The sequence below is a fragment of the Brucella pituitosa genome (genome assembly GCF_965577835.1).
Taxonomy (GTDB): domain Bacteria; phylum Pseudomonadota; class Alphaproteobacteria; order Rhizobiales; family Rhizobiaceae; genus Brucella; species Brucella pituitosa.
Genome location: NZ_OZ264092.1, coordinates 1223274 through 1237785, shown reverse-complemented (window position 1 = coordinate 1237785; position 14512 = coordinate 1223274). Strand labels below are relative to the sequence as shown.

The window sequence follows — 14512 nt, the reverse complement described above, 5'->3', positions numbered from 1 at the left end:
TCTGATTGAAAGAGGCTTTTTCAATGGCGCATGCTGGAATTGAACCGACGAAATCCAGAAAGCGCCCAATCACGATCGCGGTTATCGCTCTGGTGCTTATCGCAGCCTATACGGCAGGCTGGTTCTATGTGGCCGACAAGATCGAAGCGCGCGCCAAGGCCGATATGGCCAAGCTTGCATCGCAAGGCATCGGTGTTCAATGTGAAAACCTGCACACCAGTGGCTATCCGCTGCGTGTGAATGTGGTTTGCGCCAGCATTTCATGGCGCAAGCCCTCCGAAGGCATGTCATTGCGCGCGGGTCGCTTTACGTCGGGTTCTCCGGTTTATGCACCACGTTCGCTGAGCAATGAATTATCGGGCCCCGCCTTTGTCGAGTTTCCCGGCATCCAGCCTCTTGAGGTCAACTGGAGCAAGTTCACCTCCAATACGCGTCTTGCACGTCCATTTCCGACCGAGATTGAGTTGAATGCGCGTGACGTCAGCGTCGGCGTGCGTACGGAAACCACGACCACAGAACTGATCAGCAAGCTTGAGCAGATGAATTTCCGTATGAGCAGCGAAGACGATCAGCTCAAGATCAATGGACGCTTTGCAGCCCTGAAGCTTGAACCTTATGTGATCGGGCATGCCAAAAGCCCCGAGATTGACGGGCTGGTCGATATAGCGATTGCCAATGCTGCAACCTTCCTCGCGCCAAGCCCTTCGCCATTCAACGAACGGATGCGCGGTCATAGCGGCGTGATCAATCAGGCGTTTCTGTCCATGCCAAACGGGGCAATGCTTTCCATTGCGGGTCCGTTTTCGGTCGACATGGAAGGCGAGATTGATGCGGACCTCAAGGTTACAATGGTTAATCCGCAATCTTTCGCGCAGGCGGGACAGACAGTCTTCCCTGAACAGGGCGGCAACATCGCAACCGTTCTTTTTGCTCTTTCCGCCATGCCGAAAGACGAAAACGGCAATCCCGTTCTCGAGATTGCCGTTCGTAAGGGAAGAGCCAGTGCTGGATTTATTCCGCTCGGTCGACTGCCGAACCTATAAAGCGTAGTTCTTACTTCTGTTCGCCGGGGTGTGCGGCTGCCTGACGACCAAAGTCCGGCGCATCGACTTCCTGACCCGCGTCGATGATGCCACGGCGCACAGCGCGTGTGCGGGTGAAGAGGTCAAACAAAGCCTCGCCGTCACCCCAACGGATCGAGCGTTGCAAGGATGCCAGATCTTCCGAGAACCGTGCCAGCATTTCAAGGATTGCATCCTTGTTGTGCAGGCAGACGTCGCGCCACATGGTTGGATCGGAAGCTGCCAGACGGGTAAAGTCACGGAAACCTGAAGCCGAATATTTGATGACTTCTGATTTCGTCACCTGTTCCAGATCGCTGGCTGTGCCAACGATGTTATAGGCGATGATATGCGGCAGGTGCGAAACGATGGCCAGCACCAGATCGTGATGCTGTGGGTCCATCTGATCAAGACGCGAACCGCAAGCCGTCCAGAAGGCAGAAAGCTTGTCGATTGCCGCCTGATCGGTGTCGGGCAAAGGCGTGAGAATACACCAGCGATTGGTGAAGAGCTCAGCAAAGCCTGCATCCGGGCCGGAATATTCAGTCCCTGCCAGAGGATGGCCGGGAATGAAATGCACGTTCTCCGGCAGCTCTGGCTGCATCTGCGCGATAACCGATGCCTTGGTCGACCCGACATCGGTGACGATGGCACCCGGCTTCAGGCTGCCTGCTATCTGCTTTGCAACGATACCAGACGAGCCGACCGGCACCGATACGATGACGAGATCGGCGTCTTTGACTGCGCTCGCACTGTCGGTCGAATAGCTGTCGCCGAGGTTTAATTCCTCGGCGCGCTTCAATGTTTCGGCACTGCGTGTGGCGATGGCGATATGATTGGCCAAGCCTTCGCGGCGGATAACGCGCGCCAGCGATGAGCCTATAAGGCCGATACCGATGAGCGCGACTTTTTCAAAATGGACCGTGGACATCGTCTTACTTCAAAAACTCGGCAAGAGCGGCCACAACGCCACGATTGGCTTCTTCTGTGCCCACCGTCATGCGCAGCGCATTGGGGAAGCCGTAGCCGCCAACACGGCGCAGGATATAGCCGCGCTTTGAAAGCCACTCATCCGCCTTGTCTGCCGAATGTGCGGCATCGTCGGGGAAGTGCATGAGCAAAAAGTTTGTCACCGATGGCGTGACACGAAGCCCAAGCCTGGTGAATTCATCGGTCAGCCACGACAGCCACTTCTCGTTATATTCGACGGACTTCACGACATGGGCGCGGTCGCGGATGGCGGCAGCACCAGCAGCAATTGCCGCTGAGTTCATGTTGAATGGGCCGCGGATGCGGTTAACCGCATCGATAACGTGCAGCGGTGCATACATCCAGCCGATGCGCAGACCCGGCAGGCCGTGAATCTTCGAGAAGGTACGGGTCATAACGACATTCTCGTTCGATGACACCAGTTCAAGGCCGGATTCATAATCGTTGCGGCGCACATATTCGGCATAGGCAGCATCGAGCACCAGCAGGACGTGCTTTGGCAGACCTGCATGGAGGCGACGCACTTCCTCAAACGGCAGATAAGTGCCGGTCGGGTTGGCAGGATTGGCGATGAAAACGATCTTGGTGCGCGGGGTGACGCCAGCAAGGATAGCATCAACATCGATACGCTCGTCTTTTTCCTTGACGGTTACAGGTGTTGCACCTGCGCCCAGCGTCTGGATCTTGTAAACTGCAAAGCCGTGTTCGGTGATGAGCGCTTCATCGCCCGGTGCCAGATATGTCTGGCAGATGAGGCCGAGCAATTCGTCGGAACCGTTGCCGCAGATAATGTTACCGATGTTGAGGCCCTGAGATTCAGCAATAGCTTCACGCAGCGCTATGGCCTGACCGTCGGGATATGTCGCGAGATGATCGGCCCAGTGTCGATAGGCCTCGACCGCATGTGGGCTGGGGCCGATAGGGGTCTCGTTGGAGGAGAGCTTATAGACCTTTGCGACGCCTTCAACATGTTCCTTGCCGGGTACATAGGCTGCGATATCGAGCAGGCCTGCCTTGGGCTGGGGACGGGAGAGGTTCTGCATATTGGTCATGATTTTGGCTCCGCCAAAAGGACTGTGTTTAAGGTTACGCAGCGGGCATAAACCGCCGCCGCGTTCAAGTCGAGAAAAACCTTGCTGTGAAAGGTTGCAGCGTCATGTTTTGGGTTCTTTTGGTGCGGCTTTTCTCAAACCACTGACCGGAGAACCATGAGGCGCAAGAACAGGCACAAAAACACGCCGGGATGAACGTTGAGCGACAGGCAGCCCCTGATAGAGCCGCTTCTGAGCCTCCACCACCAGAACGCCTGAAAAAAGCGGCCAGAGCTTCCGCCCCAACCCCTCAACCGCCATACAGGGTCGCATCATCCAGCGACGCTTCACAGGTGGGAAATGCAACGCATTGCTGATGGTATTCACAGTGAAGTTGGCTTCGCGTAGCAAGGCCGTCAGCTGTGTGCTGCTATAGGGGCGGCCGCTGCCAAACGGTGTCCGGTCGAGCCGCGCCCAGACGCCACGCCGGTTTGGCACGACAATCACCAGCCTGCCATTGGGGGCAAGCACCCGCCACATCTCTTTAAGCGTTTCGGCAGCGTTTTCCGCATATTCCAGAGCATGGACCATCAGAATCCGGTCGATGGAAGAATCGGGCAAAGGCAGTTCTTCATCGAAAACCAAAGCAGTTGCCGATTTTTCCGGCGAGGGCCAGGCGATCGCACCTTGCCCGGCAGGCATGAAAGCGAAGCTACGTTCCGTATCAGCGCTGAACCGATCCAGATAGGGCAGGCTATAACCAAGGCCGACAAGCCGCTCACCCGGCACACGTCCCCAAAGTGCGGCCAGCGCCATGCGGATGGAGCGCTCGGTCAGATGGCCAAGCGTTGTGTCGTAAAAGGAGCGCAGTTCGATAATGTCTGGATGCATGATGGCCACGCTATAACAAATCAATGAAATGGCAAATGCTTATGCTTCGTTTGATTGTTCTGGAAGGGTGCAATCCAAAATGGTGCATTTCTCTGAAAGCATGATATAGAGCGTGCCTTTCAAAGCTATGTTAGGCTTATTTAGCAGGAGAAGCGGCAGATGCCTGAAGTCGGCGGCAAAACAATCGATGTGCTGTTTAGTTCGGAAGAAATTGCTGCGCGCAATCTCGAGCTTGCGAAGGATATCGCCGGACATAAGTTTCATAATCTGCTGACGATTTCGATCCTTAAAGGCTCGTTCATTTTCGCAGCCGATCTCATTCGTGCGATGCATGATGCCGGGGTCGAACCGGATGTCGAATTCATCACCGTTTCAAGCTATGGCAAGGGCACGACCAGCACCGAAGTGCGCCTGTTGCGCGATATCGACAGTGATGTGCGTGATCGTGACGTGCTTCTGATCGACGATATTCTCGAATCGGGCAAAACGCTTAAATTCGTGCGCGAACTGATGCTCGAACGCGGTGCGCGCAGCGTCAGCATTGCCGTATTGCTCGACAAGAGCGTGCGTCGCAAGGTTGATCTCAATGCGGATTTCGTTGCCTTTGAATGCCCCGACTACTTTGTCGTCGGCTACGGCATGGATGTAGCCCATTCGTTCCGGCAGTTGCCTTATGTAGGCCACGTTCAGGACTAACCACCAGATTTCGGCGCATTTTTACGCATTATCCAACGCAAAGCCGCTTCGCACCTTTGGCTCAAATGCTTTAGAGCGCGTTTCGATCTGATTGGATCAGATCGGCGCTCTAATATTTGTTTTAACGCGCATCTTTGTCCGAAAACCGTTTCACACTTTTCGGGATGCGCTTTAGTCGAACTGTAACAGTCGCTGGAGATATTCCTTCTCCATCTGTGGCGTTAAAGCGTTGCCAAGTTTGCGGCGGATTTCATCAAGAATTTCACGGGCGCGCTGAATATCAATCTCACCCGGAATCTTCACGTCATCTCCATCTGACGGGCCATTGCCCTGCTGGCGACCAAGCGGATCGCGGCCGCTCTGGCCATTCTGCCCGCTCTGGCCCTGACCTTGCTGACCCATGGCTTGCTGCATTTTTTGCATCATGTCACGGCCACCCCGGCGGAGAGCATCGAGCGCGCTGCCCTGCTGGTCGCTCGCTTCCGAGCCTTCGCTGCGGCCAAGCGCATCGGCGGCATTGCCCATCGATTTTCCTGCATCGGAAAAATCCTGATTGGGGTCTATGCCCAAGCCCTTGAGGTCTTCATTGAACTTCTGCAATTCCTGCTGGAGTTGTTGCTGCTGTTGTTGAAGCTTGCGCATAGCCTCCGCCAGATCTGAAGGCGTATTTCCGGGCTGCTGGCCTTGGCCTGGGCCTTGCCCTGGTTGCGATTCGCCCTGTCCCATAGGGCCGCTGTCGCCGGGAAGCTGGTCATCTCCAAATTCGCCTTCGCCGCTGCCATATTGCTGCTGCTGCATCTGCTGATCGAGTTTGAAGGTCTCATTCATCATCTGCTGCTGACGGCGCATCAGATCGCCGAGTTTGTTCATCTGCTGCTGCATCTGATTGGCCTGGCCCTGACCCTGGCCTTGCTGACCCGGTTGCCCCGGCTGGCCCTGTTGCAGATTATTCATCATATCCTGCAATTGCGACAGGAGCTGTTCCGCCTGATCACGCGATCCCTGACGTGCCAGATTTTCGATCTGATCCATCATGCGCTGCAAATCCTTTTCGGTCAGTACGCGCGCATTCGGGTCCATCGGCTGATTTCGGGCATTCGGATTTTGCTGCTGACGCTGGGCAAATTCACGCAGGAAATCCTGCATCGCCTTGCGCAGTTCTGCGGAAAGTTTCGCAATTTCTTCTTGCGAAGCGCCATTCTGCAATGCATTGCGCAGCGCTTCCTGTGCCTGGCGCAGACGTTTTTCGGCTGCCGACAGATTACCGTCTTCAATGCCCAGTGCCACCTGCCACATATAATCTGCGGTATCACGCAGCGCATCGTCGCCGGTGGCCAGACGAAGCCGCGTGCGGATCGTCACGAGACCCAGATAATGGGCCGTGTTTTTGATGGTTTCGTCCGGGCGGATCATCAGTGCTGAAAGCATGTCGCGCACATGATCGCGTTGGGTTGCATCAAGTGCGAGTATGCGGCGCTGCTCCGCAACAGCTTTTGCAAGCGGATTGGAGAACGGGCGCTCCGGCAGCTTCATGATCTTGGTTTCACTGCGACCGGTCTTGCCGTTTGCATCGGTTACGACGAGCGTAAGCGCCACTTCCTGACCAGCCCATGGATGTTCGGTCAGGTCTTTGGCGGTGGTCGCTTCCTTGGTTCCGCGACGCGGTAACGCAAGTGGCAGCTCCGGCGCATCGTACAGTGGAGCGACTTCCTCGTCCTCGTGATCCATATCGAGAGGAATGATTTCACCATAGGCTTTGGCCGGGCCATAATCGTCGGTGATTTCATAGGAAAGCTGCAATGTGCCATTCAGCGCATGGCTCGGTTCTTTGGTGAACCGAATGGTCGGCGCATTGTCCGGCGTAACGGCAAAGGTCCAGCGCGCATCGGTGCCGGATAGGCTCAGTGTCTGGTCCTGTTGCAGATCATAACGGAAGTTGCGGCTGCCATCGACAAGTGCCTGCTGCTCTGTCGCGACCGCCTCGCCCTCTTCAGGGTTACTCTGAGGCGTGACGGGTTGTATCTCGCTGCGATGGCCGGTCGAATCCGTTGTGGTCAGTCGTTCAGAACTGCCGCCAATAACCCGGATATTGACGATGCTGCCTTGCGGAACAGTGATCGGTTTTCCGACATTCGCCTCATCAATCGTTGTGCTCAGAAACACCGGCGCACGACCTGTATAGCGCGGTGGCGTTACCCAGGCATCGACGCGTGCAACGGCCGTAGGACTACCTGCGCGGATATGAAACGCATCGGCAATACGCCCGCTATTGGGGCTGAGGCTGTAAGCAGAAGCGGTCACAAACAGCAGAGCAACAATCGCGCGGAGCGCAAATGGATCACGTTCAGGAATGTGCGGACGCGGCAGGCCCGATTGCAGATTTTTCAAGCGCTCAGCCATGCGGCGCTTGTGTTCCTGCCAGAGAGCGACGGCAAACGGATCGTTGGTGCCGGTTGCCATTTGTCCGCTCTGCACAGCCAGCGGCTCGTGGATCAGACCATTCACGTCCTCAATACGAGCTGTGACGTCGTCTTCATTGGGGAGGCGAAAACGGAAGGGCAGATAAAGCGCAACGAGACCAGCAAAGGCAAAGAGCCCAAGCATACCGATATGCATTAAGCGCGGCATCAGCGTAAAAAGCCCAAGCCAGCTCACGCTTGCAAAAAGGGCAATCAGCAGAATCAGTGGAAGCACGAGAGGCCAGAGCCTCTCGAAGCTGATCGTCAGAAAACTTTGCAGATGAAGGCGCCGCAACGCAGCACCTTCGCCGGAAAACAGGCGGAAAAACGCATCGCGCTTGCGGATCGGCAAGTCTTTGCTGTCTTTTTTCTGCTGTGTCATCTGGACTTTCTGATGCGTGTTCCAGTTGCGATTTGCAGCATAGGATAACACGCATCATGGCAAAGACGAGGCTTTGACCGGAATTTATAACCAGTCAGGCACGGAATCGAGCGCAAGCAGCTCTTCATAGGTCCGGCGTGGACGAATGACGTGATAGCGATCGCCATCGACCAGCACTTCCGGAATCAGAAGACGGCTGTTGTAAGTGCTCGACAGAACCGCGCCATAAGCGCCTGTCGTGCAGACAGCAATCAGATCACCCGGAGCAGGTTTTGCCACTTCACGGTCAAGGCCGAGATAGTCGCCGGTTTCGCAGACCGGGCCGACAAAATCGGCGCGGATGCGAGGCGCACTATCTTTCGTTTCCTTGACCGGCTTGATGTCGTGGAAAGCTTCGTAAAGAGTTGGGCGAATGAGATCGTTCATCGCCGCATCGACGATGACGAAGTTCTTGGCATCGCCTTCCTTCACGAAAATCACTTCTGTCACCAGAAGACCGGCATTGCCAACGATCAGACGACCCGGCTCAAATACGGTTTTGAGGCCAAGCGGCTTGATGTGCTTTGCGACGATTTCCGCATAAGCAACCGGCAGCGGAGGCGGGTTGTTATCGGTGCGATAAGGGATGCCCAAACCGCCGCCGACATCGACATGGCGGATATTGTGACCATCGGCCTGCAATTCCTTCACGATCTGAGCCATCAGCGCAAAAGCATTGTCGAAAGGCTCCAGATCAATGATCTGGCTGCCGATATGCATATCGATACCAACGACATCGATTCCGGGCAGGCTCGCTGCACGCGCATAGGCCTGGCGGGCTTTTACGCGTGGGATGCCAAACTTGTTTTCGGACTTGCCGGTCGAAATTTTCGCGTGCGTCTTGGCATCGACATCCGGATTGATGCGCAAGGATACGGACGCAACCTTGCCAGCTTTGACCGCACGGGCGGAAAGGATTTCCAGCTCCGGTTCAGACTCGACATTGAAGCAGTAAATGCCCGCTTCCAGCGCAAAATCCATTTCATGCGGGGTTTTGCCAACACCGGAAAACACGATCTTGTTTGCAGGAATGCCGGCGGCCAGCGCACGGCGAATCTCGCCTTCCGAAACGGTGTCGGCACCGGCGCCAAGCTTGGCAAGTGTCTTGAGTACGGCCAGATTGGAGTTTGCCTTCAACGCATAAGTGACCAGCGTTTCCATATCCGCAAAAGCTTCGCTAAAAACACGGAAATGGCGCTCGATGGTGGCGCGGGAATAGACGTAGAAAGGCGTGCCGACCTCGTTTGCGATATCGGGCAGGCTCACATTTTCGGCATGAAGAATGCCGTCGCGATATTCAAAATGATTCACGGGAAACAGTCCCTGCTTGATAGGCTATTACAGAATCTTGTCGAGGATGAAGGGCTTGTCTTCCTTCGGTTTCTCGACTGTGCGGCCCTGCTCATTGGTGATCATCTGCGCAGGCGGCGGTTCAAGCGGGCCTTTTCGTCCGCAAGCGGCAAGAGTGGCAGCAAGGGCTGCGATCAGAAGCACGGAAGAAATGGCGGAGCGGCCTGTCATCAGCTTTGGTTCCCGGAAATTGTCCTATGGGTCAGGTCTAACCCAAAATATCTGAAAGTGAAATCACTCCTTCAAGAGTGATTTCACTAAGATGCTCTGCTCAAGCTTTTGTAATGCGCTTTTTCCAGTAACGGATCTGGCGGCGCACTTCCTGTGGCGCGGTTCCGCCGAAGGACTGGCGGCTCTTGACCGACTTCTCAACCGTCAGATAGCCGAAGATTGCATCGGTGATGCCCGGATTGATCGTTTGCAGATCTTCAAGCGAGAGCCTGGAGAGATCGACCTTTTTGCTTTCGGCCAGAGCCACAGCGCGGCCCGTCACGTGGTGAGCGTCGCGGAATGGAAGACCGAGTTCCCGCACCAGCCAATCGGCCAGGTCGGTTGCAGTTGAATAGCCGGAACCTGCGGCTTTTTTCATGGATGCGACATTAATGGTCAGGTCGCGCACCATGCCGCTCATCGCAGCGATTGCGAGCTCCAGATTTTCGGCAGCGTCGAAAACCTGTTCCTTATCTTCCTGCATATCCTTGGAATAAGCGAGCGGCAGACCCTTCATGATGGTGAGAAGGGCAACGAGCGAACCGTTGATGCGGCCAGTCTTGGCGCGGACCAGTTCGGCAGCATCCGGGTTCTTCTTTTGCGGCATGATCGACGAGCCGGTCGAGAAAGCGTCGGACAGGCGTACGAAATTGAACTGCGGCGTTGACCAGATGACGATTTCTTCTGCAAGACGCGACAGGTGACCAGCGCAGATGGCTGCGAGCGACAGGAATTCGAGCGCATAGTCACGGTCGGAAACGCTGTCGAGCGAGTTGCGGGTTGGCTCACGGAAACCGAGCTCTTTCGCCGTCATGTGGCGATCAATCGGGAAGCCGGTGCCTGCAAGAGCAGCCGCACCCAGTGGTGATTCGTCCATGCGTTCAATCGCGTCGCGTACACGGGAAAGGTCGCGGCCGAACATTTCCACATAGGCCATGCAATGGTGGCCGAAGGTGACGGGTTGTGCAGTCTGAAGATGCGTGAAGCCCGGCATGACGGTTGCAGCATGTTCTTCTGCACGTTCAAGGAAGGCCTCGATCAAGCCTTTAAGAGCCACGGCAGTCTTCTGCATTTCCTGCTTGACCCAGAGGCGGAAATCAACCGCCACCTGATCATTGCGCGAGCGGGCCGTGTGCAGACGCCCGGCAGAGGCACCAATAAGATCGGCAAGGCGTGCTTCGATATTCATATGAATGTCTTCGAGCTTGCGCGAGAAGGTGAATTTTCCGTCCTCAATTTCCTTGAGGATGGCTTTCAGGCCTTCTTCAATCTTTTTATGGTCTTCTGACGTAATGATGCCAGTCTTTGCAAGCATGGCAGCATGGGCGAGCGAGCCCTGAATATCCTGCGCATAGAGCTTGCGGTCGAAACCAATCGATGCATTGATCTCTTCCATGATCGCATCGGGCCCTGAGGCAAAACGGCCGCCCCACATCTGATTGCTTGATTTTTGTTCGCTCATGCTCGTATGCCTCGGATACATGACTTAAGGAAAAGTGACGCGAGATGGCAGAAGACAACGATAAGGCAAAGTCAGGCAATCGGAAGATCGTCCTTCTTGCAGCGCTTGCCGGTGTCATAGCCGGTATCGGGGCGGTATACGTGATGGAACTGCCTTCTGGCAATGCACCTGGTCGCAATGTTTCAGCAGCGAGCACTGTTTCTGCCCAAAGTGACGAAGCTTCCGCACAATGTGCGTTGAAAGCAGATTCCCTGAAGAGCCTTGATGCTGCTGCAACTGGCACCGTAGCCGCCATGCGCGCGGCGGAAAAGCCGATTTCGGTTGCGCATATCGCTTTCACCGGTCCTGACGGCAAGAAGACGACGCTTGGCGATTACAAGGGCAAGACGCTCCTCGTGAATCTTTGGGCGACGTGGTGTGCGCCTTGCCGTGAGGAAATGCCGGAACTTGACAATCTTCAGGCGAAAAAGGGTGGCAGTGATTTTGATGTCGTTGCCATTAATATCGATACGGGTTCTGACGAGAAGCCAAAAAAATTTCTTGAAGAAATCGGTGTCAAGAGCCTGAGCCTCAACCGCGATGCGACCATGTCGAGCTTCAATGAATTGAAGCGCAAGAATCTGGCATTTGGTCTTCCGGTGACATTGCTGGTTGATAAGGAAGGTTGTCAGATTGCCTCGATGAATGGTCCCGCCCCGTGGGATAGCCCCGACGCAATCAGGCTGATCGAGGCTGCGCAAAAACTTTAGCTAGAGCGCCGGGCGTCCTATTGGACGCCCAAAGGTCGCTCTAACCCTTTAAAGCCAGAGCATAATTTCACCTTAAACTGATTCAAGTTTAAGGAATTATGCTCTAGACAAGTATCGTATTCAGTGGCTTCCTCTTTTTTGAGAGAGGAAGTTACCCATGAGCATTGAAGTCTGGCTGGCATTTTCTGCCGCATCTATCGTGCTTCTGATTATACCGGGGCCGACGGTTTTGCTGGTGGTGTCCTATGCACTTGGGCAGGGCTGGAAAGCTGCACTTCCCATGGCTATCGGTGTGGCGCTTGGCGATTTCACTGCCATGACGCTGTCGATGCTGGGGGTAGGGGCATTGCTTGCGGCATCGGCCACGATTTTTACCGCCGTCAAATGGATCGGCGCTGCCTATCTTATCTGGCTCGGTATAAAGCTGTTTCGGGCCGGTGGCACGATGAATGCTAAGGCGCGACATGATCAGGTGAACCCAGTCAGAATGCTGCTTCATGCGTGGCTGGTGACAGCACTTAATCCAAAAAGCATCACGTTTTTCGTGGCCTTCCTGCCGCAGTTCTTAAGCCCGCATCGCGATTTTGTGACACAGATGCTGGTCTTTGAAAGCACGTTCCTTGTGCTGGCTTTTCTCAATGCCTTCGCTTATGCGCTGGTCGCCACGCGTGCGCGACGCTTCTTTGCCAATGAGCGCGCTTTGCGCATCTTCAACCGTGCTGGTGGGACAATGCTGATCGGGGCAGGGATAGCGACCGCTTCGATGCGATCATCCTGATTTAAAGCCGGAGCGTTTCAACTGGACGATTGCCAGTTCAAGCGCGGATAAGAAGGCTGAGCGGTCTTTGGGCGAGAACGGTGCTGGGCCGCGCGTGACTTCGCCTGCCGAACGCAGTGAATCCATCAGGTTGCGCGTGGCGAGCGTATTGCCGATGGTGCTTGCCGTGTGCACTTTTCCATTGGGGGCTATGACCGACGCACCCATTGCAATCGACCGGCTTACAAGTGGGATATCTGCAGTGATCACAACCATGCCCGGTCGGGAATTTTCTGCAATCCAGTCATCTGCTGCATCAAGCTTGTCGGAAACGACAATACGCTCGACGCGTTCTGCGTCGCGCGGGATGGCGATATAGCTGTTGGCGACGAGAACCACGGGCAAGCCATGGCGCTCGGCAACACGATAGATTTCAGCCTTCACCGGGCAGGCGTCGGCATCAACGAGAATGCGGATTGTGTCGTTTTGAACGTCCATGCCGTTTCATAGGTGGATGAGACGCATTTGGCAAATTGATCGCAGCAATCAGATTTATGTGATGGTCTAATAGTGCCAAGAAGACTATTGCAGGCGGCAAATAAGAAAGTCCCTGTCATGGCCACCCGCTTTTTTCCCATCATGTTTGTCCTGCTCTGGGCTACCGGCTTTATCGGTGCCGGGCTCTCCATGCCCTATGCGGAACCGTTCAGTTTCATGGCGGTGCGGTTTTCCATCGCAGCCGTGATCATGATCCTCTGGGCATTGGCAAGCCGTAGCGTTTGGCCTCGCGGCAAGATTTTGATGCACGCAGCCATTGCTGGCTGCCTTATTCATGGCATCTATCTTTCAGCGCTTTTCTGGGCTGTGCATCACGGATTGCCCGCAGGCATGTCCGGACTTGTTGCGGGTCTTCAACCAATGCTGACGACGCTGATTGCAGCTCTTCTTCTGGGGGAGCGCGCCAGCGGGCGACAATGGTTGGGTCTTCTGGTCGGTTTTCTGGGTGTTGCCATGGTGGTCTGGCCGAAGTTTTCTGCCGGTAATGGCGTTGATCCGCAAAGCTTGTGTGCGGCTTTTGTGGCTGTTCTGGCCATCAGCACTGGTACGGTTTGGCAAAAGCGTTTCGGAACAGCGGGCGATCTTAAGGCTGGCACTGCCGTGCAATACATTGCGGCGGCGGCATTGACCGCGATTGGGGCTTTCGCCTTTGAAACACGTGTGATGATCTGGTCACCGGAGCTCATCTTTGCGATGGTCTGGCTGACGCTTGCCATTTCTATCGGAGCCATTCTAGCGCTGTTGGTTATGATTCGCGAAGGTGCCATGTCGAAGGTGGCGTCGCTATTTTATCTGGTGCCGGGCACGGCTGCGATCATGGCCTATCTGATTTTCGGCGAAACGCTCGGACCCATCCAGATTGCAGGCATGGTGGTGACGACGCTCGGCGTCGCGCTGACGACGCTTCGCAAATAGTCACTCTATATTAAGTTCGGGCTGCTGGTGGCGTTTGCGGAAATTCATGATCGCAGCATTGATTTCTGCACCGATGATGAAGATTGCTGAGAGCATGTAGAGAAAGACAATCGCGACCATAATCGAGGCGAGGCCCGCATAGGTAGTGACGTAGCTTGCAAAGGTCTCGAGATATTTTGCGAAGGCGGTTGCGGCTGCAAGCCAGGCAATCAGTGTGATGCCGATGCCCGGCAGAATGTCGCTCAGACGCCGCCGCCCGGCAGGCAACCAGATGTGGACGATAAAGAGAGCAAGTACCAGAACGATCACCGCAATCGTATAGCGCCAGATAGCAATGGTGCCGGTGAAGGGCGCGATATCGGGAAACCATTGCTCGGCAAGGCGTACCGCAAGAGGTGCCAGAACCAGCAGAAAGCTGATTGCCATGAGGCTGATTGTGCCAATAAGTACAAAGCCTAAGCTTTGCAGACGGCAGAAAATGATTGAGCGCTGGTCGGTCACGCGATAGGCGCGGTTCAGCGACATGCGCAACGCTTCAACGCCATTGGATGCAAAATAGGCGGCGGCGATCACACTCAATGTCAGAAGCCCGCTGCGCTGAACGGTTAGAACGTTCATCACTTCATTGGCGATGGGGCCAGCAATATTGGAGGGCCACATGTCGAAAATGACATGCACTGCCGTATTGGCGAATTCTTTGGTGCCGAGGAAGCTGGCGAGTGACGTTGCAAAGATCAGAAACGGGAACATTGCCATCAGCCCGGACAGGGCAATGTGGGAGGCAAATGCCCAGCCGTCGTCGGTGCTGAAATGCCCATAAACGTCGAAAGTGATCTGACGGATAAAACGTCTGATTTTTCGCATCCGCAGATTTTTCCCTTCGGTAAACCGACAAACGACCCAAGCGCCCTTAAATCTAGTATTGGATTCAACATTGCAAGGGCATAGAGCGCTGTGCGCCG

Annotated in this window: 14 protein-coding genes; 5 read left to right on the top strand and 9 right to left on the bottom strand. The window is 55.2% G+C overall.

Annotated elements, in window-relative coordinates:
* Positions 1 to 23 precede the first annotated feature (23 nt).
* Positions 24 to 1043, top strand: a complete 1020-nt coding sequence (locus tag ACSME1_RS05965) for a DUF2125 domain-containing protein (RefSeq protein WP_105705638.1) — start codon at positions 24 to 26, stop codon at positions 1041 to 1043.
* A gap of 10 nt (positions 1044 to 1053) precedes the next feature.
* Here ACSME1_RS05965 and ACSME1_RS05960 read toward each other — a convergent pair whose 3' ends face one another.
* The 3 genes from ACSME1_RS05960 to ACSME1_RS05950 all read right to left on the bottom strand — a co-directional run bounded on the left by ACSME1_RS05960 (position 1054) and on the right by ACSME1_RS05950 (position 3973).
* On the bottom strand, positions 1054 to 1992 hold the full coding sequence (locus ACSME1_RS05960) for a prephenate/arogenate dehydrogenase family protein (RefSeq protein ID WP_024898580.1): 939 nt from the start codon (positions 1990 to 1992) through the stop codon (positions 1054 to 1056).
* A 4-nt stretch (positions 1993 to 1996) separates the two neighbouring features.
* Complete coding sequence (hisC, locus tag ACSME1_RS05955) at positions 1997 to 3103, bottom strand: histidinol-phosphate transaminase (RefSeq protein ID WP_024898581.1); 1107 nt, start codon at positions 3101 to 3103, stop codon at positions 1997 to 1999.
* Positions 3104 to 3205: 102 nt separating this feature from the next.
* Positions 3206 to 3973: a class I SAM-dependent methyltransferase gene (locus ACSME1_RS05950; protein ID WP_036567565.1), complete on the bottom strand. Its 768-nt coding sequence runs from the start codon at positions 3971 to 3973 to the stop codon at positions 3206 to 3208.
* A 159-nt stretch (positions 3974 to 4132) separates the two neighbouring features.
* On the opposite strand from ACSME1_RS05950, the gene hpt reads away from it, so the two are divergent.
* Positions 4133 to 4669, top strand: a complete 537-nt coding sequence (gene hpt, locus ACSME1_RS05945) for a hypoxanthine phosphoribosyltransferase (RefSeq protein ID WP_100558490.1) — start codon at positions 4133 to 4135, stop codon at positions 4667 to 4669.
* A 171-nt stretch (positions 4670 to 4840) separates the two neighbouring features.
* Here hpt and ACSME1_RS05940 read toward each other — a convergent pair whose 3' ends face one another.
* The 4 genes from ACSME1_RS05940 to argH form a co-directional block, all read right to left on the bottom strand.
* A complete protein-coding gene (locus ACSME1_RS05940; protein WP_105705640.1) occupies positions 4841 to 7510 on the bottom strand; it encodes a TIGR02302 family protein in 2670 nt (889 codons plus the stop codon).
* A gap of 84 nt (positions 7511 to 7594) precedes the next feature.
* Positions 7595 to 8860 carry a diaminopimelate decarboxylase gene (gene lysA, locus ACSME1_RS05935; RefSeq protein ID WP_105705642.1) on the bottom strand — a complete coding sequence of 422 codons (1266 nt, stop codon included), beginning with the start codon at positions 8858 to 8860 and terminating at the stop codon, positions 7595 to 7597.
* Between the two features lie 27 nt (positions 8861 to 8887).
* Positions 8888 to 9070, bottom strand: coding sequence for an LPS translocon maturation chaperone LptM (lptM, locus tag ACSME1_RS05930; protein ID WP_024898585.1), 183 nt, complete (start codon positions 9068 to 9070; stop codon positions 8888 to 8890).
* 100 nt (positions 9071 to 9170) lie between these two features.
* The gene (argH, locus tag ACSME1_RS05925; RefSeq protein WP_100558492.1) at positions 9171 to 10571 is read right to left on the bottom strand and encodes an argininosuccinate lyase; all 1401 of its coding nucleotides are present in this window, start codon (positions 10569 to 10571) and stop codon (positions 9171 to 9173) included.
* A gap of 44 nt (positions 10572 to 10615) precedes the next feature.
* Between argH and tlpA the strand changes: the two genes are divergently transcribed.
* Both tlpA and ACSME1_RS05915 read left to right on the top strand, forming a co-directional pair.
* Positions 10616 to 11320: a thiol:disulfide interchange protein TlpA gene (gene tlpA / locus ACSME1_RS05920; RefSeq protein WP_024898587.1), complete on the top strand. Its 705-nt coding sequence runs from the start codon at positions 10616 to 10618 to the stop codon at positions 11318 to 11320.
* A 157-nt stretch (positions 11321 to 11477) separates the two neighbouring features.
* Complete coding sequence (locus ACSME1_RS05915) at positions 11478 to 12098, top strand: LysE family translocator (protein WP_105705644.1); 621 nt, start codon at positions 11478 to 11480, stop codon at positions 12096 to 12098.
* On the opposite strand, the gene ACSME1_RS05910 is transcribed toward ACSME1_RS05915, so the two are convergent.
* Positions 12090 to 12575, bottom strand: a complete 486-nt coding sequence (locus ACSME1_RS05910; protein WP_105705646.1) for a YaiI/YqxD family protein — start codon at positions 12573 to 12575, stop codon at positions 12090 to 12092. The two genes, ACSME1_RS05915 and ACSME1_RS05910, sit on opposite strands and share 9 nt — an antisense overlap.
* Before the next feature lie 117 nt (positions 12576 to 12692).
* On the opposite strand from ACSME1_RS05910, the gene ACSME1_RS05905 reads away from it, so the two are divergent.
* The gene (locus ACSME1_RS05905) at positions 12693 to 13550 is read left to right on the top strand and encodes a DMT family transporter (RefSeq protein ID WP_105705647.1); all 858 of its coding nucleotides are present in this window, start codon (positions 12693 to 12695) and stop codon (positions 13548 to 13550) included.
* On the opposite strand, the gene ACSME1_RS05900 is transcribed toward ACSME1_RS05905, so the two are convergent.
* Positions 13551 to 14414 (bottom strand): YihY/virulence factor BrkB family protein, encoded by an 864-nt coding sequence (locus tag ACSME1_RS05900; RefSeq protein ID WP_024898591.1) that lies wholly within the window; start codon positions 14412 to 14414, stop codon positions 13551 to 13553.
* Between the last annotated feature and the right edge of the window lie 98 nt (positions 14415 to 14512).